We start from the raw sequence: 19,577 nt of genomic DNA, 5'->3' as shown, positions 1-19,577 counted from the left end.
AAAAGTTTAAACAAATGGTGATTTATGCCAAATAAAATTGTATTTTTGCGCAAAATTTTTTATTATTCAATAGTAATCTGAAATGGTGAATCTTAAGAGAGCACTTTTATTATTTGCAGTAATTTTTCTTGCTGTCAATCCTTTTACCTTAAAAGCAGCGGAAGAAGCGCATGGGGATGCGCCTAAAACCCAAGCTGAGGAAATCAAAGCGTATAGTCAACATCACTTACAAGATGATCATTATTTTTCTTTGTTTTCCGATCAAAAAGCAGGAAAACATTATGGTTTTCCATTGCCAGTAATTCTTATTGATAATGGATTGGTTGTTTTTTCTTCTGGCGAGTTTCATCATGGCGAGTCTGTTGTGGAGAAAAACGGTCAATACTACGCACTTTACCATGGTAAGATCTATAAAACAGATGCTACAGGTACCCTAAACTTTGATGAAGCACATCATCCTACGAATGCAAAACCGCTCGATTTCTCGATTACAAAGAATGTAGTAGGTCTATTATTGGCGGCGTTTTTATTATTCTGGGGTTTTATCTGTCTAGCTAAAACTTATAAGAAGGGTGTTAATAACCTCCCCAAAGGTGTTGGTCGTGTTTTGGAGCCCTTGGTTTTATATGTACGCGACGAAATGGCTGTTCCTAATATCGGTCACCGTTATAAAGAATTTATGCCTTACCTGTTATCTGTATTTTTCTTGATCTTTGTTTTGAACTTGTTGGGCATGACTCCGCTAGGTTTTAACGTAACGGGAAATATTACGGTAACTTTATGTTTGGCTTTATTCACTTTCTTTATTACCAACTTTAAAGCGAATAAAGATTATTGGAAACACATTTTCTGGATGCCGGGCGTTCCAGTTCCTTTTAAATTTATTTTAGCGCCAATTGAGGTGTTGGGTATGTTTACTAAACCTTTCTCCTTAATGTTGCGTTTGTTTGCGAATATCACTGCGGGTCACTCTGTTGTGATGGGTTTGATCGCAATCGTTTATTTATTTCAACAACAATTGACAGTCGGTGGTAGTATCGGGGTGTCTATGTTATTGACTTTAGTGTTGTTTTTCTTGGAGCTACTGGTTGCGTTTTTGCAAGCCTTTATCTTTACAATGTTGTCATCCTTGTTTATTGGGATGGCAGTTGAGGAACACGCTCATCATTAATCGAATTTTTTTGTTAAATTTTATAAAATAATTATTATGTACAACTTAATTGGAGCAGGTTTAATCGTAATCGGTGCAGGTTTAGGTTTAGGTAAAATCGGTGGTTCAGCAATGGAAGCTATCGCTCGTCAACCAGAAGCAGCATCTAAAATTCAAACTGCGATGATCATCATTGGTGCCTTAGTTGAAGGTTTAGCATTCGGTGCTTTAATCTTAGGTAAATAATCCAAGCTGATTAAAAGTTTACTAAATACAATCTGCAACGGTTGGTTGCAGATTGTATTTAAACAAAAAAATACAAAACAAAAGAAAATTATAATTTACAATTGTATATAAATGGAAGCATTAATTAATCAGTTCTCGTACGGTTTGTTCTTTTGGCAACTAATCATCTTATTGGTTGTGATCTTTTTATTGGGCAAGTTTGCCTGGAAACCTATCGTCAATGCTTTGGATGAGCGTGAGCAAGGAATTGCGAATGCATTGGAAGCTGCTGAGAAAGCTAAATTAGAAATGGCTCGTTTGACAAATGAAAACGAACAATTGCTTAAAGAGGCTCGTGCGGAACGTGATGTTATCCTTAAAGAAGCAAAAGAGCTAAAAGAAAAAATCGTTGCTGAAGCAAGAACACAAGCGCAATATGAAGGCGCTAAAATGATTGCTCAAGCGAAAGAGGAGATCGACGAACAAAAGAATAAAGCTTTGGCTGAGGTAAAATCACAAGTTTCTTCTTTGTCTTTGGATATCGCCCGTAAAGTGTTAAACAAGGAATTTGAGGACCAAGGTAAGCAAGAAGCTTTAGTAGCAGATTTGCTTAAAGATGTTAAATTGAACTAATCCGGCCACTCAAATTACGAAATAGAATATGTCAGTATTTAAAGTAGCATCGAGATATGCAAAGTCATTAATTGACTTGGCTAGCGAGCAGGGCTCACTGGAAACCATCAAAACAGATATGGATTCGTTCATCGCTGTTTTAAAATCCAGTTCAGAATTGCAAGCTGTTTTCGCCAATCCTATTGTTCCTTTGGACAAGAAGAAAAACATATTGGATGCTTTATTTAAAGATAAGATCAACCCAAATATCTTGGCATTCTTTAAGATCATGATCAACAAAGGTCGTGGGATGATCGTATATGCTACTGCTCAGGAATTTATCCGCGAGTATAACGAGGTTAAAGGTATTGTGAAAGCTACAGTTACCTCTGCAGCACCACTTTCTGAAGCTAATTTGGCAGCGATGAAAGATGTACTTGCAAAAGAAACCAACGCTCAGGTGATATTGATCAATAAAGTCGATAATAAGCTGATCGGTGGCTTTGTCGTCAATATTGGTGACCGCCAGATTGATGCAAGTATTGCTGGTAAGTTGAATAAATTAGAAAGATATTTGAATCAGGGTAACTAAGTTATTCTGGTATTTAAAGTAAAATAAATCAAAAAACCCCTTATAATAATTAAAATGATAGAGGTAAGACCAGATGAAGTTTCGGCAATTCTAAGAGAGCAATTGGCGGGCTTTAAATCAGAAGCCGAACTAGAGGAAGTGGGTACCGTACTTGCTGTAGGTGACGGTATTGCTCGTATTTACGGCTTAACTAAAGTTCAGTCCGGTGAGTTGGTTGAATTTGATAACGGATTACAAGGTATTGTATTAAACTTAGAAGAAGACAACGTCGGTGTTGTACTTTTAGGTCCTTCTGACGAAATTAAAGAAGGAGATACGATTAAACGTACCAACCGTATTGCATCCATCAAAGTTGGAGAAGGTTTGTTGGGACGTGTAGTGAATACATTGGGTCAACCAATTGATGGTAAAGGACCTATCCAAGGTGAATTGTACGAAATGCCTATCGAACGTAAAGCTCCGGGTGTTATCTACCGCCAACCAGTAACAGAGCCATTACAAACAGGTATCAAGGCAATCGATGCGATGATTCCAGTAGGTCGTGGTCAACGTGAGTTGGTTATTGGTGACCGTCAAACAGGTAAAACTGCGGTGTGTATCGATACGATCTTGAACCAAAAGGAATTTTATGATGCAGGTCAACCTGTATTCTGTATCTACGTTGCCGTAGGTCAAAAGAATTCTACGGTAGCGAATATCGTTCGTACATTGGAGGAAAGAGGTGCAATGGCTTATACTGTTGTTGTAGCTGCTTCTGCTGCTGACCCTGCTCCACTTCAATTCTACGCGCCAATGGCAGGTGCTGCTATCGGTGAGTTCTTCCGTGATACAGGCCGTCCAGCATTGATCGTTTATGATGATTTATCTAAACAAGCTGTGGCTTACCGTGAGGTTTCTTTGTTGTTACGTCGTCCTCCGGGCCGTGAAGCATATCCAGGTGACGTATTCTACCTACACAGCCGTTTGTTGGAGCGTGCAGCGAAAATCAACTCTTCAGATGATATCGCCCGTAACATGAATGACCTTCCTGAATCTATCAAGCATTTGGTTAAAGGTGGTGGTTCATTGACAGCGCTTCCGATCATCGAAACACAGGCAGGAGACGTTTCAGCATATATCCCTACCAACGTAATCTCTATTACAGATGGTCAGATTTTCTTGGAGTCTAACTTATTCAACGCGGGTATCCGTCCAGCGATCAACGTAGGTATTTCGGTATCTCGTGTGGGTGGTAATGCGCAGATCAAGCCGATGAAAAAAGTATCGGGTACATTAAAGTTAGATCAAGCGCAGTACCGTGAATTGGAAGCTTTTGCGAAATTTGGTTCTGATCTGGATGCTGCTACTAAAGCCGTTTTGGATAAAGGTGTTCGTAACGTTGAGATCTTGAAACAAGGTCAATATTCTCCAGTTTCTGTAGAAAAACAAGTTGCGATCATTTACATCGGAACAAAAGGCTTATTGCGTAATGTACCAGTAAACAAAGTAAGAGAATTTGAAGAAGAGTTCTTGACACAATTGGAACAACGCCATCCAGAAGTTTTAGCAGCGTTTAAAGCTGGTAAATTCTCAGATGAGTTGACTGCAGTATTAGAAACAGTAGCTAAGGATTTAGCATCAAAATATTAAATAGATGTGAGATGATAGATTTGAGATTTGAGATGTCTTTAAAAGATTTCTTGAATCTCACATCTCAGATCTCCTATCTCCAATCTCAGATATGGCAAATTTAAAAGAAGTAAGAAACCGGATTACCTCGGTATCATCAACACAGCAGATCACGAAAGCCATGAAAATGGTATCGGCTGCTAAATTGAAGCGCGCTACTAACGCTATCTTACAATTGCGCCCATATGCGAATAAACTAAGAGATATTTTGGCTGATGTTTCTGCAAGTGTGGAGGGAAGTAATTCTCCTTTTACGGTAGATCGTGAGCCAAATAAGGTGTTGATCGTGGTTGTTTCTTCTAATAGAGGTTTGGCTGGGGCATTCAATGCGAATGCGATCAAGATGACTAATAACTTGATCGCTAACAAATATGCCGAGCAGCATGCAAAAGGCAATTTGAGTATCATTGCTATTGGTAAAAAGGGTTACGATTTCTTCTCGAAGCGTAATTTCGATGTGATAGCTAACCATTCAGACTTGTTTTCTGATTTAAATTTTGGATCTGTTTCTGTAGTGACGGAATTTATCATGGAACAATTTAAGGAAGGTGATTTTGATCGTGTAGAAGTGGTTTATAACCAATTCAAAAATGCTGCGGTTCAAGAATTGACAGCAGAGCAGATTTTGCCTTTATTACCACCTGCAGAGGGAAACACACAACATACGCATAAAGCAAAAATAGAAGCTGAAGTGGATTATATCATCGAGCCTTCCAAAGAGAAGATTATCGAGGAATTAATTCCTAAAGCCATCAAGATTCAATTATACAAAGCTGTTTTGGATTCCAATGCTTCCGAGCATGGAGCACGTATGACAGCCATGGATAAAGCGACTGAAAACGCTGGTGATCTTTTAAAATCACTTAAGTTATCTTACAACCAGGCACGTCAGGCAGCAATTACGACAGAGTTGACAGAAATCGTTTCTGGAGCAGCAGCTTTGTCAAACGGATAATTCGTTATTCAGGAAAGCATAAAAAAGGCGATAATCGAAAGATTGTCGCCTTTTTTATGCTTAGTACGCTTTGCTACCATCGGATTAAGGCTGACCCCCAGGTAAAACCTGCACCAAAAGCGGCTAAACAAATAAGATCACCCGCTTTGATTTTTCCGGCTTCCCAAGCCTCACATAGTGCGATCGGTATGGAGGCTGCAGTGGTATTACCATATTTTTGGATATTGTTGAAGACCTGATCCTCATTTAATCCTAATGATTTCTGTACAAATTGTGAGATCCGAAGATTGGCCTGATGCGGGATCAACAGGTTAATGTCAGAAGTTTTCAGATTGTTCTTTGTCAAAGCCTCATGAATAACTTCAGGGAACTTTACAACGGCCTTTTTGAACACAGCCTGTCCGTCCATATTTGGGAACGCAGTTCCATCTTCAAGCATTTCTTTGGTCATCAGTAATCCGCCCAATTCCTGTTCAGGCCAGTCTGGCATTTTATCTAACCAGATTCCACTGGATGCCCCCGGATAGTACATAGCGAGCTTTTCTGCCTCAGCCCCATCTGAATGTAAATGTGTACTCAAAATGCCTCTACCGGTTTCTGTTGTTGGCTGCACAACCACAGCTCCGGCACCATCACCGAAAATAACGGATACAGCACGTCCTCTGGTGGAAAAGTCGAGTGCAAATGAATGTTTCTCGGAACCCACTACAAGTACATTTTTGTACATCCCCGTTTTGACAAATTGATCTGCTATGGACAGGGCATAGATGAAGCCAGAACATTGATTTCTGATATCCAGTGCGCCCACTTCGTTCATTTCCATTTCCCGTTGCAGTAATACCGCACAACCGGGAAAATAATAGTCGGGTGACAAGGTTGCGAAGATAATGAAATCGACATCTTCCTTACTGATATTGGCGCGTTCTATGGCTATCTTCGCAGCTTCAACCCCCATTGTGGTTGTTGTTTCTCCGATACGGTCGGCATAGCGACGCTCTTTGATCCCCGTTCTTTCCTGAATCCATTCATCGCTGGTATCCATGAAACGTGTTAAGTCATTGTTGGTATATACGTTTTTCGGAACGTAATAGCCAATTCCTGCGATTTTCGACTGAAACATAATAAATTCCTCTAATTGATTGTTTCTTCCCTTTTATATTGTCGTTAATTTAGAAAAAAATATTCTATTTTTGCAGCATGGGTACCCAAACTGCTGAAGAAACCTTTACGTTAGAAGAGATATTAGCGTCTGTTAAGGACTCTAATCGCCTGATTTTGTGGAATGACGAAACGAATACGTTCGACCATGTGATCCATTGCCTCATGTATCACCTCCAATATACAGAGAAACAAGCTGAAAAAATTGCCTGGAAAGTACATACTGAAGGGAAGTGCGCCGTTTTGGAAGGCACTTTCACTGAAATGGAAATCTACCGCAAAATTTTGAAAGCTGAGGGATTGACGGTCTCTGTCGAATAGATTTACTATCCTTTTTGTTACGGTAATAATATAGTTACGCTTTAAGTTTGTCTCTAAGTTTTAGTTTTATTTGCAATAAACTATAAACTAAGCTGAAGCTCTCATGTCATTTAACGCTAAATCGTTTAAATTTTTATTATTATTTGTATTCTTTCTACCGGTTGTAGTTTTTGCACAAACCGGTCAAATTAAAGCTATCCTGATCGATAGCAAAACATCCAAACCTATTTCGTCTGCCAGTGCTGCGCTTTTAGACGCGAGCAATAATAGTTACGTTAAAGGCGCGCAGTCAGTAGATCAGGGATTTCTTTTATTTACAGATATCAAACCCGGTAAATATAATGTCCGTATCAGTTATGTAGGCTACGAAACGCAGACCATTGAGGGGGTGGATGTGGTCGCATCGAAAAGCAAGGACCTCGGACGGGTTGGCTTAAATTCAACGGGTGAACTGCTGGATGAAGTTGTTGTTGAGGGGAAAGTTCCCGCGATGCAGATTGGTATTGACCGTAAGACCTTTAATGTGGGTGAAAGCCTTGTCAGCGCGGGCGGAACAGCAACAGATGTGTTAGCCAATGTTCCCACGCTTCAGGTGGATCAAGATGGATCGGTGAGCCTGCGTGGATCCAGCAGTGTCAAGATTCTAATAGATGGCCGCGAGTCAGCACTCGCAGGAAACGATGTCACATCTTTGCTTCAGAGTCTTCCGGCCAATTCCATTGAAAAGGTTGAGGTCATCACCAATCCCTCATCTAAATATGACGCGGAAGGGCAGACGGGGATTATCAATATCGTCTTAAAGAAAAATATTCGAACAGGGCTGAATGGATCAGTTAATACATCTGCTGGCTCCTATGATAACTATATGGCCGGTCTTACCTTGAATTATCGAGATCGAAAATTCAATTACTTTGGGTCCTATAACTTCAACAAGCGTCATATGGTTGGGAGTGGGAAGACCGACAATATCTTTTTGAGCGATACAACACGTAATTATAGCGAATCTGAATCGTCCAGGAAGGGAAATAGCCACACAGTAAAAGCCGGATTTGACTACAATATGTCTGACCGTACTTCATTGAGCTTTTCAGGTAATTTGAGCATTCGTGATAATAAGCGAATAGAGGATTTAGATTATCGGTTTTATAAAGAGACAGTAGAAACCGGAACAAGCGTTCGAAATTCGACTCAATTTGAAGATGATCTAGGGTATGAATTCAACGCCGATTTCAGGCATCAATTTAAGCGTCAGGGAGAGGAGCTGACTGCTAATGCGAGTTACGGTAGAGACAAGGAGGATGGCACGAATGATTTTCGTCAAAACTATACTGACGGTCGGAAAGAAACCGCACGAACAAATACGACCTCTGAAGATGGCAAGAATATCAATCTTCAGCTGGATTATGTGCTGCCATTTTCTGAGGTAAGCAAATTTGAGGCCGGCTACCGTTCTCAAATTAGGAAGTCTTTTGATACCCAATTTTCTTTATCACTTGATTCGGTAGGCGATTATGTACCGGATTATAGAATCAGTAATGATTTTGATTTTACCAGTGCTGTCCATGCAATTTATGCAAACTATCAAAATAAGCTGACGGATAAAATTGGCTATCAAATTGGATTACGGGGCGAACAATTTGAACTCAAATCCACTTATTTTTCCAAGGATCCCGATGCTGTGGAAAAAGAATCCAATGCAAAGCAGAACTTTTTTAGACTGTACCCGACATTGTTTTTGACCTATGATGTAGCTGATAACGGTGATAAAGTTCAGTTTAGTTACTCGCGTCGTGTGCAACGTGCCCGAGGTTGGCAGGTCAATCCGTTTCTAAATGTATCCGATGATTTGAATTACCGTCAGGGAAATCCAAACCTGAAACCAGAAGATGTACATAGTTTTGAAATGAGCTTCGCCAAAACTTTTGGAAAGGTCAATTTAATATCTTCGGCTTACTTCAATCATGCCAGTGAGGTTATACAGCCTTTTGTCTACAAAATAGAAGATGGAAGGACCTATAGTCGATGGGAAAACATGACGAGCCGTAATCTTTCAGGCTTTGAATTTATCTCAAAAGTCAATGCGACGAAGGATTTTGATTTTACATTTAATCTTAATTTGATCCACATTAAATATAATGCAAATCCGGACTACGATATAAAAGAGAGAAAGGATTTCGCTTATAATGCAAACTTAACTGCGAATTATCGCTTTACACCTACTTTCTCGGCTCAAATGAGAGGTGAGTATAATTCTTCACGCGTGATGGCTCAAGGGCAGATGAATGCAATGAAAGGAGTGGATATCGCATTGAAAAAGGATGTATTTAAAAAGAAAGCATCGATTATGCTGAATGTTAGAGATGTGTTTAATTCACGGAAAATGAATGGTGTGACAGAGACATCGCAACTTATATCAAATTTTGAACACCGTTGGATGAAGCGAATGGTCACTTTATCACTTTCTTATCGCTTTGGTAGTCAGGATTTAACCAGGTCTAAGAAGAAAGAAGCACAGACAAATGAAATAAACGGTGGCGGTGAGGAATATTAAAAAATATTCCTCTTTTTAAGCCCAAATACGTAATTTTAATTTTGAAACAAACCTAAAACTAAAAAGAATGAAGTTATTAAAAACAGTTCTTGCGGTATCGGTGATGGCATTTTCAGCGCATCTACATACTGCTGTAGCACAAGCAAAAAAAGAAGTACCTGCTTACAAAATTCTGGATTTGCCACGTGTGGATATCAAGAAATTCAAAAAGAATAAAGCCGGAGCATATGTTATTTTCGATGGTACGTCGATGGACGGTTGGAGAGGATATGATAAAACTGTCGTGCCTAAGAGATGGGTTATCAATGAAGGCGCAATTAAGTTTGATAGCCAGGCGAATGTTGGTAAAGATGAAGGCGGAGATCTGATTTTTGCGCATGATTTCAAAAATTTCGAGTTGGAAATGGAGTGGAAGGTTGCAAAGGGAGCAAATTCGGGAATTTTCTTCCTGGCGAAAGAAGTCGAAGGCCAGCCTATCTATATTTCATCACCGGAATGCCAGGTGCTTGACAACGAAAACCACCCGGATGCTAAAATGGGGGTTGACGGAAATCGCAAGTCTACGTCTTTATATGATATGATTCCTGCGAAACCACAAAATGGCAAACCTTATGGCGAATGGAATAAAGTGAAGATCCGTGTGAACAATGGTAAAGTGGAGCATTTCCAAAATGGTGTGAAAGTTGTTGAATACACCCTGTGGGACAAATCATGGATTGATCTACTGCAAAAAAGTAAATTTAGCCAAGAAAAATGGCCATTGGCTTTTGAGTTGTTGAGTCATGTAGGCGGCGAAAGTAAATCAGGATTGATCGGTCTTCAAGATCATGGAAATGACGTTTGGTTTAAAAATATAACTGTTAAAGTTTTAAAATAAAACCGTCACCCTCTTGTAAGTCATAACAATTGTAGTAGCTAACAGGAGGGGGCATTTCTGCCCAATAAAAACAGAAATTATATTATAAAAAAAGCAGCTTTAAAGCTGCTTTTTTTATAATATAGCTTGTAATTCTTTCAGATCGACGATCATGTGCGGGACATCTTCGGGCTTTTCCACACTATTCGGGTTAAAGAAGATTGCATCCATGCCAACATTCATTGCCCCGCGTATATCCGCATCGAGGTTATCACCAACCATCAGTGACTGTGGTGCCCGCGCGCCAGTCGTCTCCAGCGCAAATTGAAATATTCTCGGATCAGGTTTGTTTACCCCCACGACCTCAGAAATAAAGATATTTTTGAAATATTTATTCAAATTGCTTTTTTTCATTTTGGTCTCACAAGCTTCTTTAAAACCATTGGAGATTAGATGTAGGTTGTATTTTTCATCCAAGTAGGCTAAGGTTTCATGGGCATGGGGAAATAAATTCGTCTTTTGGGGACAAATAGCTAGGTATTCCAGTTCAAATTCTTCCGGAAATAATTCAGGATCTACGCCCAATGCTGTAAAGGTATCGGCGAACCTTGCCTTTCTTAATTCGGGTTTTGAAATTTTTCCATGATGGTATAATCCCCAAAGTCGATGATTGTTGACTGTATAAGTTTCAATGAAACGGGTGGGGGATTCCTTGTCAAACAAGCTGTCAAACTTGTATTTAAAATACAATTCGTGGAGACTTTCTTCAGCATTCTTGTCAAAATCCCAGATGGTATGATCTAGATCAAAGAAAATATCCTTTTTCTCACGATTAAACATATGCAAATATACGACCTCTGGGGAGATTTTATCTTATTGTGAATCGGCTAATTTTCTTCTTTGTGTCATAATCGTTGGGATATTTCCGAATGCCTTGGTGAATAGCTATTTTTGTTACATGAAGAAAGCGCTTTTACTCTTTTATTTCCTTTTGTTTTATGCGATCATGCAGTTGATCTGGTGGGGGGTGATGTTCATCCGGTTTGACCCAAGCAAAAAGAATATGATTATAGGCGAGGGTATTTTCTTTTTGATCATTTTTTTATGGGGAGCATGGCGGTTAAAGCGTCTTGTAGAGCGCGAGCAGAAACTGCTGCAACAACAGCAGAATTTCCTTTTGGCCATCACGCATGAGTTGAAATCTCCTTTAGCATCAGTGAAGCTTTATATTCAGACTATTTTACGACGGGATCTGGACAAGGAACAGCAACAGACTTTTTTAAGAAATTCATTAAAAGATATTGAACGATTGGACGATCTGGTGGAGAATGTATTGATGACAACGAAGTTGGACAGCCGCAATTACAGCATGCCCAAAGAAGATTTTAATTTTACTTCTCTAGTGGAGCAAATTGTCGACCGGCTTCAAAAAAATTCATGCAGCTCGCAGGTATTGAAACCCTATCTGGAATCGGATATTATTATCCATGGTGACAAATTTGCGATAAGTAATGTTGTGACAAACCTCATAGAGAACGCTATTAAATATTCACCGGCTTGCGCTATGGTGGATGTAAAATTATATACAGAGAGCAATAAAATAATTTTTTCTGTTGCTGACCACGGTATTGGTATCAGTGATGAAGAGAAAAAACTTATCTTTAATAAGTTTTATCGCGTGGGAAGTGAAGCAACACGGAAAACCAAAGGTACTGGTTTGGGGTTATATATCGTGAAAACTGTGTTGCAGAAGCACGACGCGACCATTAAAGTTAAAGATAACACTCCTAAAGGGAGTATTTTTGAAGTAACATTTGAAAGAAATGCAAAGTAAACAAAGAATATTACTTGTCGAAGACGAAGAACACTTGTTAGAAGCTATCAAGTTGAACCTCGAAATGGAAGGTTACCGTGTCACTACGGCTACTGACGGAAAAAAAGCATTGAAAGTTTTTAAGGAAGAACGTTTCAATCTCGTAGTTCTGGACGTTATGATTCCTGAAATTGACGGATTTCAAGTTGCTGAAACAATTCGACTACAGAATACCGAGGTTCCGATCATGTTTTTGACTGCCAAGAACAGTAGCGAAGACCGGATCACGGGGCTCAAAAAAGGAGCTGATGATTATCTGGTAAAACCTTTTAACCTGGAAGAGTTGATTCTTCGTGTTGGAAATTTGGTCCGTCGTGGAATGAAACCGGATGATCTAAAAGAATTGAATTCTTATCAAATCGGTGATAAAACCATCTATTTTAATTCTTATGAATTGCATCACGCAGATGGAACGATTACCTCTCTGACGAAAAAAGAAACAATGCTATTAAAGCTGTTGATCGAACGTCGTAATGAAGCGGTTTCCCGTGAGCAGATTTTAGAAACTGTATGGAATTATGACGTCTATCCTTCGACGCGTACCATTGACAATTTCATTTTGACATTCCGGAAGTATTTTGAGCCTGATCAAAAACACCCGATCTATTTCCATTCTATCCGAGGAGTTGGTTATAAGTTTACCGACAATAACGCATAGCAAATAAAAGATGATGACAATTAAGGCTAGAATAGCCGTTATTTTTATTGCTGCGTTACTTTTGGGCTATGGTTTATACCAGGGGCATTATCAGACAGCTGTCTTGCTGGCTGGTGGAATTGGTTATCTAATTTGGAGCCATTTCCGGGAGGGCTCAGTTTTCTTGGCAACACAAGCTTTTCATAGACAGGACTATGAAAAGACAAAAAGCTTGCTGTCCCAAATAAAAAATCCAGATACCCTTCGTAAAGGGCGGCGTAATTTCTATGAATTTATGATGGGAAATATTGCCTTGAAAGAAGAACGTATCGATGAGGCCGAATATCATTTTCAGCTCGCTTCCCGTCTACCCTGGAAAAAAGATAATGAAAAAGGTATGGTAATGATCAATCTGGCCAATATTGCACTGCGTAAGACAGATTATGAAAGAGCAAGGGCATATACAGATGTGGCCAACAAATTGCATTTAACTGCAAGACAGGTCAGTATTATTACAAAAATAGAAAACGAAATTTCAAAACATTTATAGTGATTAGTACTTTACAAAACGATTTATTGATTAGAGCTGCATTCTCGCAGCAAACGGAGAGACCTCCGGTGTGGATGATGCGTCAGGCTGGACGCTTTATGAAAGAATACTGGGATATCAAAAACAAGTATTCTTTTCTCGAAATGTGCAAAACACCAGAGATTGCAGCGGATGTAACGATGTTGCCTGTGGATTTGTTGGGAATAGATGCAGCAATCTTGTTTTCGGATATTTTGGTTACAGCAGAAGCAATGGGTGGAGATCTGTCATTTGAACAAGGTGTAGGTCCTCGTTTTTCTAATCCAATTCGTTCTGTCAAAGAGGCAGAAGCATTATCAGTTGACTGTTTGGATAAATTGCAATATGTAGCTGATGCCATAAAAGTAATTCAGCAACGTCTTGATAATCGTATCCCATTGATCGGTTTTGCGGGAGCACCTTTTACCATTTTAAGTTATTTGGTGGAAGGCGGTTCGTCAAAAGACTTTAAATTGACGAAGTTGATGTTAAACAATCAACCTGAGTTGGCGCATACGATCCTTCAAAAGATTGCCGATGTGACTGTAGCCTATCTTAACATGCAGATCGAGGCAGGTGTAAATGCAATCCAATTGTTTGATAGCTGGGCATTGGCCTTGTCCTGGAATGATTACCGTGATTTTTCACATTATTACAACAAACAGATTATCTCCAAGCTGAACCGCAAGGATATTCCGGTAATCTCTTTCTGTAAGGGATCATCTGTCTTTGCTCCGATGATGGTAGAGGCGCAGCCAGATGTGGTTTCTATCGATTGGAATGCGGATCTAAAAAATATAAAGCAGTCTTTACCTCAAGGGATAGCAGTTCAAGGAAATTTAGATCCTTTTGTCTTATATGCTGAAAAACCTGTGATCAAAAAGAAAATTATAGAATTATTTGAACGTATGCGCGGAGAGCATGGTTTTATATTCAATTTGGGACATGGTATTATGCCTGATATTCCTTTTGACAATGTAAAATACGCAATCGAGGTGGTGAAAGAATTTCGCTATTAAATCTTCAGTTGCGATTATCCGGAGAACGGATTTTATCCATACCGATCAAAAACAAAAGAAGACTTGCCATAACTGGCAGGTTTTTTTTTTGAACAGGAGATGGCAGCTGCAAGTAGTTAAAAGTAAGATTTTTATTGTTTTATAATGTATTGGAATGCGGCTTACGCCAGGGTATGGTGAAAATTCGTGCAAAATATGTTAAAATGAGCACACTTACTTTTTTTGTAAATGTTGTTTTATTTTATAGCTTAGTCGCAAAACCTAATAAATGAGTAAAAATACCTTGATGGATGGATTGCTGATTAATGAAGAAGCGCTAGAGGAAGTGTTTCATCATTATTTTGACGAGCTTTGCCGCTTCTTGGGGTATTATACACGTGATGTGCAGTTAGTGGAGGACTGTTTACAGGATGTGTTTGTTAAACTATGGGAAGATCGGGATCAAATCCATATTTTTCATGTCAAGACCTATCTTTATAGGGCAGCGCGTAATCGTGTGCTCAATGCCCTACGCAATGAAAGTGCACGTACTGCTCATTTGGAACGTTGGTTTAAAGAAGAAATGATCCGTCAGGAGGCAGAGGAGTGTGTCAATATGGAGGAATTTTCCCTTGTTTATCAGGAAGCTATTGGCAAATTGCCTGAGAAATGTAAAATCGTCTATCAATACTGTAAGGAAGAACAAAAGACTTATCAGCAGGCCGCTCAAGAACTGCAAATATCCATCAAGACCGTCGAAAATCAGATGTCCATTGCGTCTAAAAAAATACGGGCACATATACTTGAACGCTATCAAATACTTTATCCAGATTCGATTCTACTGGTTTTAGCGATGTGTGGTACAGGCCTTTCCACCCTCGTTTAAATATTTTTGAAAAAAATACAAAATCTTTTAGGGGTTTTCTCCGCTCTAGGTGTCTATTTGTCGTAAACCCAAAATAATGAATAGCAGTTATAAGCCGTCACTGGAGCAATTAGTTCGATATCTAAGAAAAGAGAGTGATGTAAAGGAAAATGCAGCGATTGTAGCTTGGCTTGATTCAGGTGAACAAAATCGTCATTATCTTTTGCAGCTGGAAAACGAATGGATACATCTCAAAGAACCACCTTTGGTCATAGATAGGGCAGATCGTCCGGGGATATGGAACAAAATCCAAGATCGTATCCAACCGGTGGTTAAAACCGTTGTCTTTGACCGCAATCGTTTTTGGTGGCTGGTCAGTGCTGCGGCAATTCTTATTTTTCTGTCCGGTACATTGGGAACGTATTTTATTCAGCGTAATATTTTAATGAATAAATCTTCGCAGGAGCATACAGTTGTTTATACGGCGTTGGGACAAAAGTCACAAGTTGTATTGCCAGACGGTTCAAAAGCTTGGTTAAATGCGGGAACAAAGATGACCTATTCGCATGCTTTTAATCAATATGATCGCAAGATTACACTCGATGGTGAGGCATTTTTTGATGTGGTGAAAAAAGAAAATATGCCGTTTACCGTGCAGACTTCCCATTTGGATGTTGTGGTTAAAGGAACTGCTTTTGATGTTTCAGCCTATGCGGATGATGCGAAGATAGAGGTATCCCTGCTGCGTGGAAGAGTTGCGATAAAAGATAAAAAAGGACAATTGATAGGAGAATTAAAACCTAATGATTGGATCCAACTGGATAAACGGACTGGTCGGTATACGCAAATACGACAATTGGACGCGGTACAATATAGCACCTGGAAATCAGAAGAACTTGTTTTTGAGAACGAACCTTTGGAAAGTGTTCTTAAGAAATTGGAACGTTGGTATGGTGTCAATATTACTTGGAGGGGCGCAGAGTCCGATAGACATTATACATTCAAAGTGAAAACTGAAAGTTTACGAGAAATTTTGGAATTGATCAATGTCATTACACCAATCCAATATACAATAGCAGGCAAATCTGTAGCTATAGTTTCAAAAAAACGATAACCAAAAATTGATGATGTAAACTACTTAAAACAAAATATACCATAAATTATGAAAAAGAAACCTATTCTGATGAGTCTTTTACTCCTCAGCCAGACCTTTTTTGCTGTAAACGCGCAGCAGATATCAGGCAAAAAGGAGTCTTCAAATCTTAAGTCACTTATCGAGATTGTTGAAAAAAAGTATGGTTATTCATTTATGTTCAGTAATTCGGATGTAGATGTCAAGACCCCACTTTTCTATGATAGTCAGGCAAGCAGCTTGGAAGCTCTGTTGAAAGATGCGCTACAAGAGAGCTCGATTACATACGACATTACAGGGAAACGGATTTTATTAAAACGTAAGGCTGCAAACAAACAGCAAACGGGGCAAGTAAAAGGGACTGTTGTAAATGAAAAAGGTGAACCACTACCAGGTGTGAGTATACATGCTTCGGGCAGTGGAAAGACCGTCGCTACAGATCTTTCAGGTACTTTTTCTCTAGAAGTCAATGCGAAGGACTTACTGCAGGTGAGCTATGTCGGGTATCAAAACCAGCAAATTAATGTTCAGCCTGGAAAAGAGATCAACATCTCTTTAAACAGTGGAAACAGAGAGCTTGATGAAGTTGTTGTGATCGGATATGGTACGTTAAAGAAATCGGACGTTACGGGTGCAATAGCGAGTATCAATACAAAAGATCTGGCAAAACGCGCGACGACAAACCCAGCTGAGGCGTTACAAGGGGTGGCTGCCGGTGTTAATGTGCAGAAAAATAGCGGTATCGCCGGAGCGGGAGTACAAGTCAAGATCCGCGGGGTCAATACCTTCGGTAGTAATGAACCATTGTATATCATAGATGGTTTTCCCGGGGCAATCAGCAATGTCAACCCCAATGATATCGAAAGTATGGAAGTGCTTAAGGATGGAGCGGCCGCAGCTATTTATGGTTCCGTTGCGGCCAATGGTGTTGTTATTGTCACAACCAAAGCTGGTAAAGCCGGGAAAATTCTTGTGGACATCAATAGCTTTACAAATGTAACAGAAACGTCTAATCGACTAAAAGTACTCGATGCCGATGGATATATTAAGGTGCATCGTCAAATGTATGATGAATACAATAAATATGCTACGACAGCAGTCAAACTTCCTGACTATATCAATAAGCCAGGCGCGCATAATACCGATTGGCAAGAGGAGGTGTTCCGTACCGGACTTTCTACAGCGAATAGTGTCGCCATCAGGGGCGGGCAAGACAATACCCGCTATTCCCTGTCCGCGAATTTAAGTAATGACAAAGGTGTCGTTATCGCGAACGATTTCAAAAAGGAAAATGTCCGTATGAAATTGGGAACCAAGAAGAATATATTTACAGTGGAAGGGAACATGGCCTATACCAACTCGAAATATCATGGACCTAATTTTAGCCTAAAAGAGGCCTATATGATTTCACCTTTGGTACCCGTTTATGATACTGCGGAAAAAGGTGGTTTTGGTTTGACAAATTGGGGTGGTATTCCCAATAATGTCAATGTGGTTGCCGACGAGCATTATAAAACGAGTTGGACAAAAAAACAGGATTTCGCCGGAAATGCTTTTGTTAGTGTAGATATTATGAAAGGTTTAACCTTTAAAACAAGTTATGCCTTTAACGCGATTAATACACAGAACTATTTCCATTATCCACCATTTGCTTCTGATGAAAAGAATCCTTATGAATTTCCTTTTTATTCCGAAGGGCGTAGCTATTGGCAGGAGCAGGTCTTTGATAATCTCCTGAACTATAAAACAGAATTTGGAAAACATAGCTTAAACGCGCTTTTGGGTAGTTCGTTGAATATGCAGGAATCCAATTGGAATAATGTAGGGGTAGAAGGCAAAAAGATTGTCTATTCTGTTGAAAATGGAGGACTAGTGACTAAAGAAAGCGCAGAAGGGTTTCTAGATCCAAATTTTATGACGATCAGTTCGGGACAAGGTGGAACATTCTCCGCAGATGGTTCTAAATATGACTATAATCGTATGTCTATCTTTGGACGGGTCAATTACTCGTATGCTGATCGTTACCTTGTACAGTTAACCTTACGTCGTGATGGCTCATCTAAATTTGGAAAGGATAGTCGATATGGAAGTTTTCCTTCAATTGCATTGGGCTGGAAGATCGATGAGGAATCATTCTTCCCGAAGGAATCTTTTGTGTCTAATCTGAAATTAAGGGGAAGCTGGGGGAAACTGGGAAATGAGGTCGCATTGGGATACTACGACCACCAAGCGTTGATCAGTACCTACAATAATTTATACATGGGTTATGTACGCGGAAGTGGAAATCCTTGGCCCGGTAGTACCGCAATGGGACTTGAGAATCGCCTGTTGAGTTGGGAGACAACGGAATCAAAAAATATAGGCGCAGACTTCGGCCTGTTCAACAACCTGTTGAAAGGTTCGGTAAATTACTTTATTAAGACCACCAATGATCTTTTGATCACTAAGAAAGTAGCTCCTTCTGCGGGTTTGGAAGATCCGACATTAAATGTCGGAAAGATCCGAAATTCAGGTTTTGAGCTTGAACTCAAATATGCAAATCGGAAGAATGCGTTTCAATATGATATTGGATTAAACTTGTCAACTTTAAAAAATAAAGTGGTGAGCCTCGCTAACGAGGACCAAATCCTTTTGGGGAACGGTTTAAAATTCGATACGGAGCATTTTCCGAACCAGACCCGTGTAGGTTACCCTATTGGAGGATTCTTCCTTTACCAAACCGATGGTATCTTTCAGAGCATGGAAGAGGTGGATAAACATGTCAACAAGGAAGGTAAATTACTACAGGAGAATGCCAAACCGGGCGATATCCGTTTTGTCGATGTTGATGGCAATGGTGTAATTGATGATGATGACAAAAAATATAGTGGCACGGGGATTCCCAAGTTGGAGGTGGGGCTGAACCTTGGAGCCTCTTATAAGGGATTTGATTTTTCGGCACTGATCGGAAGCGGTTGGGGACATAAACTCTATAACGGGAATAGGTACTTTTTTGAAGCCATGAGTTCTGGATCAAACTTTTTGAGCAGTACATTAAATGCATGGACAGAAAACAACCGTAATACGGATGTTCCGCGTGCTGTATTACAAGATCCAAATGGAAACAGCCGTGAGTCCACACGCTTTTTGGAATCAGGTAACTTTATTAGACTACGTCAGCTGCAGATTGGGTATACTTTGCCTAAAAATTTATTGCACGCGATCCGTTCAGAAAATCTACGGTTTTATATCAGTGGACAGAATATATATACCTGGACAAAATACAAAGGAATTGATCCTGAGTTTGCGCCATCTGGAGTTAACAATAAATCCAGCGTGTTGAATACAGGGGTAGATCGTTATATTTTTCCATTTACCAAGTCCTATTCCTTTGGAGTTCAATTTACATTTTAAGACTTGGTTATCTATTGTATCAT

At 39.6% G+C, this 19,577-nt stretch carries 18 protein-coding genes; 16 read left to right on the top strand and 2 right to left on the bottom strand.

Features of this window, described 5'->3' with window-relative positions; genetic code table 11:
- The first annotated feature begins 82 nt into the window (after positions 1–82).
- The 6 genes from atpB to atpG all read left to right on the top strand — a co-directional run bounded on the left by atpB (position 83) and on the right by atpG (position 5,202).
- Complete coding sequence (atpB, locus tag G6053_RS26350; RefSeq protein ID WP_165309089.1) at positions 83–1,171, top strand: F0F1 ATP synthase subunit A; 1,089 nt, start codon at positions 83–85, stop codon at positions 1,169–1,171.
- Between the two features lie 36 nt (positions 1,172–1,207).
- Positions 1,208–1,396, top strand: coding sequence for an ATP synthase F0 subunit C (atpE, locus tag G6053_RS26345; protein WP_028070619.1), 189 nt, complete (start codon positions 1,208–1,210; stop codon positions 1,394–1,396).
- A gap of 111 nt (positions 1,397–1,507) precedes the next feature.
- Positions 1,508–2,008 (top strand): F0F1 ATP synthase subunit B, encoded by a 501-nt coding sequence (locus G6053_RS26340; protein ID WP_104385733.1) that lies wholly within the window; start codon positions 1,508–1,510, stop codon positions 2,006–2,008.
- 28 nt (positions 2,009–2,036) lie between these two features.
- Positions 2,037–2,579, top strand: coding sequence for an ATP synthase F1 subunit delta (gene atpH, locus G6053_RS26335; protein ID WP_165309088.1), 543 nt, complete (start codon positions 2,037–2,039; stop codon positions 2,577–2,579).
- 54 nt (positions 2,580–2,633) lie between these two features.
- A complete protein-coding gene (atpA, locus tag G6053_RS26330) occupies positions 2,634–4,208 on the top strand; it encodes a F0F1 ATP synthase subunit alpha (RefSeq protein ID WP_108636706.1) in 1,575 nt (524 codons plus the stop codon).
- Between the two features lie 91 nt (positions 4,209–4,299).
- The gene (gene atpG / locus G6053_RS26325) at positions 4,300–5,202 is read left to right on the top strand and encodes an ATP synthase F1 subunit gamma (RefSeq protein WP_165309087.1); all 903 of its coding nucleotides are present in this window, start codon (positions 4,300–4,302) and stop codon (positions 5,200–5,202) included.
- Positions 5,203–5,275: 73 nt separating this feature from the next.
- On the opposite strand, the gene G6053_RS26320 is transcribed toward atpG, so the two are convergent.
- A complete protein-coding gene (locus G6053_RS26320) occupies positions 5,276–6,322 on the bottom strand; it encodes a beta-ketoacyl-ACP synthase III (RefSeq protein ID WP_165309086.1) in 1,047 nt (348 codons plus the stop codon).
- Between the two features lie 77 nt (positions 6,323–6,399).
- Between G6053_RS26320 and G6053_RS26315 the strand changes: the two genes are divergently transcribed.
- The 3 genes from G6053_RS26315 to G6053_RS26305 all read left to right on the top strand — a co-directional run bounded on the left by G6053_RS26315 (position 6,400) and on the right by G6053_RS26305 (position 10,109).
- A complete protein-coding gene (locus G6053_RS26315) occupies positions 6,400–6,681 on the top strand; it encodes an ATP-dependent Clp protease adaptor ClpS (protein WP_077437687.1) in 282 nt (93 codons plus the stop codon).
- A 103-nt stretch (positions 6,682–6,784) separates the two neighbouring features.
- Positions 6,785–9,232, top strand: a complete 2,448-nt coding sequence (locus tag G6053_RS26310; protein WP_165309085.1) for a TonB-dependent receptor — start codon at positions 6,785–6,787, stop codon at positions 9,230–9,232.
- A 67-nt stretch (positions 9,233–9,299) separates the two neighbouring features.
- Positions 9,300–10,109, top strand: a complete 810-nt coding sequence (locus G6053_RS26305) for a DUF1080 domain-containing protein (RefSeq protein ID WP_108636710.1) — start codon at positions 9,300–9,302, stop codon at positions 10,107–10,109.
- A gap of 114 nt (positions 10,110–10,223) precedes the next feature.
- Here G6053_RS26305 and G6053_RS26300 read toward each other — a convergent pair whose 3' ends face one another.
- Positions 10,224–10,928 (bottom strand): YjjG family noncanonical pyrimidine nucleotidase, encoded by a 705-nt coding sequence (locus tag G6053_RS26300; protein WP_108636711.1) that lies wholly within the window; start codon positions 10,926–10,928, stop codon positions 10,224–10,226.
- Positions 10,929–11,046: 118 nt separating this feature from the next.
- On the opposite strand from G6053_RS26300, the gene G6053_RS26295 reads away from it, so the two are divergent.
- The 7 genes from G6053_RS26295 to G6053_RS26265 all read left to right on the top strand — a co-directional run bounded on the left by G6053_RS26295 (position 11,047) and on the right by G6053_RS26265 (position 19,554).
- Complete coding sequence (locus tag G6053_RS26295; protein WP_104385725.1) at positions 11,047–11,922, top strand: HAMP domain-containing sensor histidine kinase; 876 nt, start codon at positions 11,047–11,049, stop codon at positions 11,920–11,922.
- Positions 11,912–12,619 (top strand): response regulator transcription factor, encoded by a 708-nt coding sequence (locus tag G6053_RS26290; RefSeq protein ID WP_070563139.1) that lies wholly within the window; start codon positions 11,912–11,914, stop codon positions 12,617–12,619. Before G6053_RS26295 ends, G6053_RS26290 begins: the two co-directional genes overlap by 11 nt.
- A gap of 10 nt (positions 12,620–12,629) precedes the next feature.
- On the top strand, positions 12,630–13,148 hold the full coding sequence (locus G6053_RS26285) for a hypothetical protein (protein WP_241254845.1): 519 nt from the start codon (positions 12,630–12,632) through the stop codon (positions 13,146–13,148).
- Entirely contained in the window at positions 13,148–14,185 is a 1,038-nt protein-coding gene (gene hemE / locus G6053_RS26280) for a uroporphyrinogen decarboxylase (protein ID WP_108636712.1), read from the top strand. The genes G6053_RS26285 and hemE overlap by 1 nt, the downstream gene beginning before the upstream one ends.
- Positions 14,186–14,453: 268 nt before the next feature.
- Positions 14,454–15,050, top strand: coding sequence for an RNA polymerase sigma-70 factor (locus tag G6053_RS26275; protein ID WP_108636713.1), 597 nt, complete (start codon positions 14,454–14,456; stop codon positions 15,048–15,050).
- A gap of 76 nt (positions 15,051–15,126) precedes the next feature.
- A complete protein-coding gene (locus G6053_RS26270) occupies positions 15,127–16,143 on the top strand; it encodes a FecR family protein (protein ID WP_165309084.1) in 1,017 nt (338 codons plus the stop codon).
- A 48-nt stretch (positions 16,144–16,191) separates the two neighbouring features.
- Positions 16,192–19,554: a TonB-dependent receptor gene (locus tag G6053_RS26265; RefSeq protein WP_165309083.1), complete on the top strand. Its 3,363-nt coding sequence runs from the start codon at positions 16,192–16,194 to the stop codon at positions 19,552–19,554.
- The last annotated feature ends 23 nt before the right edge of the window (positions 19,555–19,577 follow it).

It is taken from the genome of Sphingobacterium sp. DR205, assembly GCF_011064245.1.
Classification (GTDB): Bacteria; Bacteroidota; Bacteroidia; order Sphingobacteriales; family Sphingobacteriaceae; genus Sphingobacterium; species Sphingobacterium athyrii.
The sequence above is the reverse complement of the archived record's forward strand: the minus strand, read 5'-3'. Positions and strand labels throughout refer to the sequence as shown.

Bases quoted from the DNA above. Each gene is read 5' to 3' on its own strand.
- atpB (WP_165309089.1), top strand. From the start codon at position 83: ATGGTGAATCTTAAGAGAGCACTTTTATTATTTGCAGTAATTTTTCTT.
- atpE (WP_028070619.1), top strand. From the start codon at position 1,208: ATGTACAACTTAATTGGAGCAGGTTTAATCGTAATCGGTGCAGGTTTA.
- G6053_RS26340 (WP_104385733.1), top strand. From the start codon at position 1,508: ATGGAAGCATTAATTAATCAGTTCTCGTACGGTTTGTTCTTTTGGCAA.
- atpH (WP_165309088.1), top strand. From the start codon at position 2,037: ATGTCAGTATTTAAAGTAGCATCGAGATATGCAAAGTCATTAATTGAC.
- atpA (WP_108636706.1), top strand. From the start codon at position 2,634: ATGATAGAGGTAAGACCAGATGAAGTTTCGGCAATTCTAAGAGAGCAA.
- atpG (WP_165309087.1), top strand. From the start codon at position 4,300: ATGGCAAATTTAAAAGAAGTAAGAAACCGGATTACCTCGGTATCATCA.
- G6053_RS26320 (WP_165309086.1), bottom strand. From the start codon at position 6,322: ATGTTTCAGTCGAAAATCGCAGGAATTGGCTATTACGTTCCGAAAAAC.
- G6053_RS26315 (WP_077437687.1), top strand. From the start codon at position 6,400: ATGGGTACCCAAACTGCTGAAGAAACCTTTACGTTAGAAGAGATATTA.
- G6053_RS26310 (WP_165309085.1), top strand. From the start codon at position 6,785: ATGTCATTTAACGCTAAATCGTTTAAATTTTTATTATTATTTGTATTC.
- G6053_RS26305 (WP_108636710.1), top strand. From the start codon at position 9,300: ATGAAGTTATTAAAAACAGTTCTTGCGGTATCGGTGATGGCATTTTCA.
- G6053_RS26300 (WP_108636711.1), bottom strand. From the start codon at position 10,928: ATGTTTAATCGTGAGAAAAAGGATATTTTCTTTGATCTAGATCATACC.
- G6053_RS26295 (WP_104385725.1), top strand. From the start codon at position 11,047: ATGAAGAAAGCGCTTTTACTCTTTTATTTCCTTTTGTTTTATGCGATC.
- G6053_RS26290 (WP_070563139.1), top strand. From the start codon at position 11,912: ATGCAAAGTAAACAAAGAATATTACTTGTCGAAGACGAAGAACACTTG.
- G6053_RS26285 (WP_241254845.1), top strand. From the start codon at position 12,630: ATGATGACAATTAAGGCTAGAATAGCCGTTATTTTTATTGCTGCGTTA.
- G6053_RS26275 (WP_108636713.1), top strand. From the start codon at position 14,454: ATGAGTAAAAATACCTTGATGGATGGATTGCTGATTAATGAAGAAGCG.
- G6053_RS26270 (WP_165309084.1), top strand. From the start codon at position 15,127: ATGAATAGCAGTTATAAGCCGTCACTGGAGCAATTAGTTCGATATCTA.
- G6053_RS26265 (WP_165309083.1), top strand. From the start codon at position 16,192: ATGAAAAAGAAACCTATTCTGATGAGTCTTTTACTCCTCAGCCAGACC.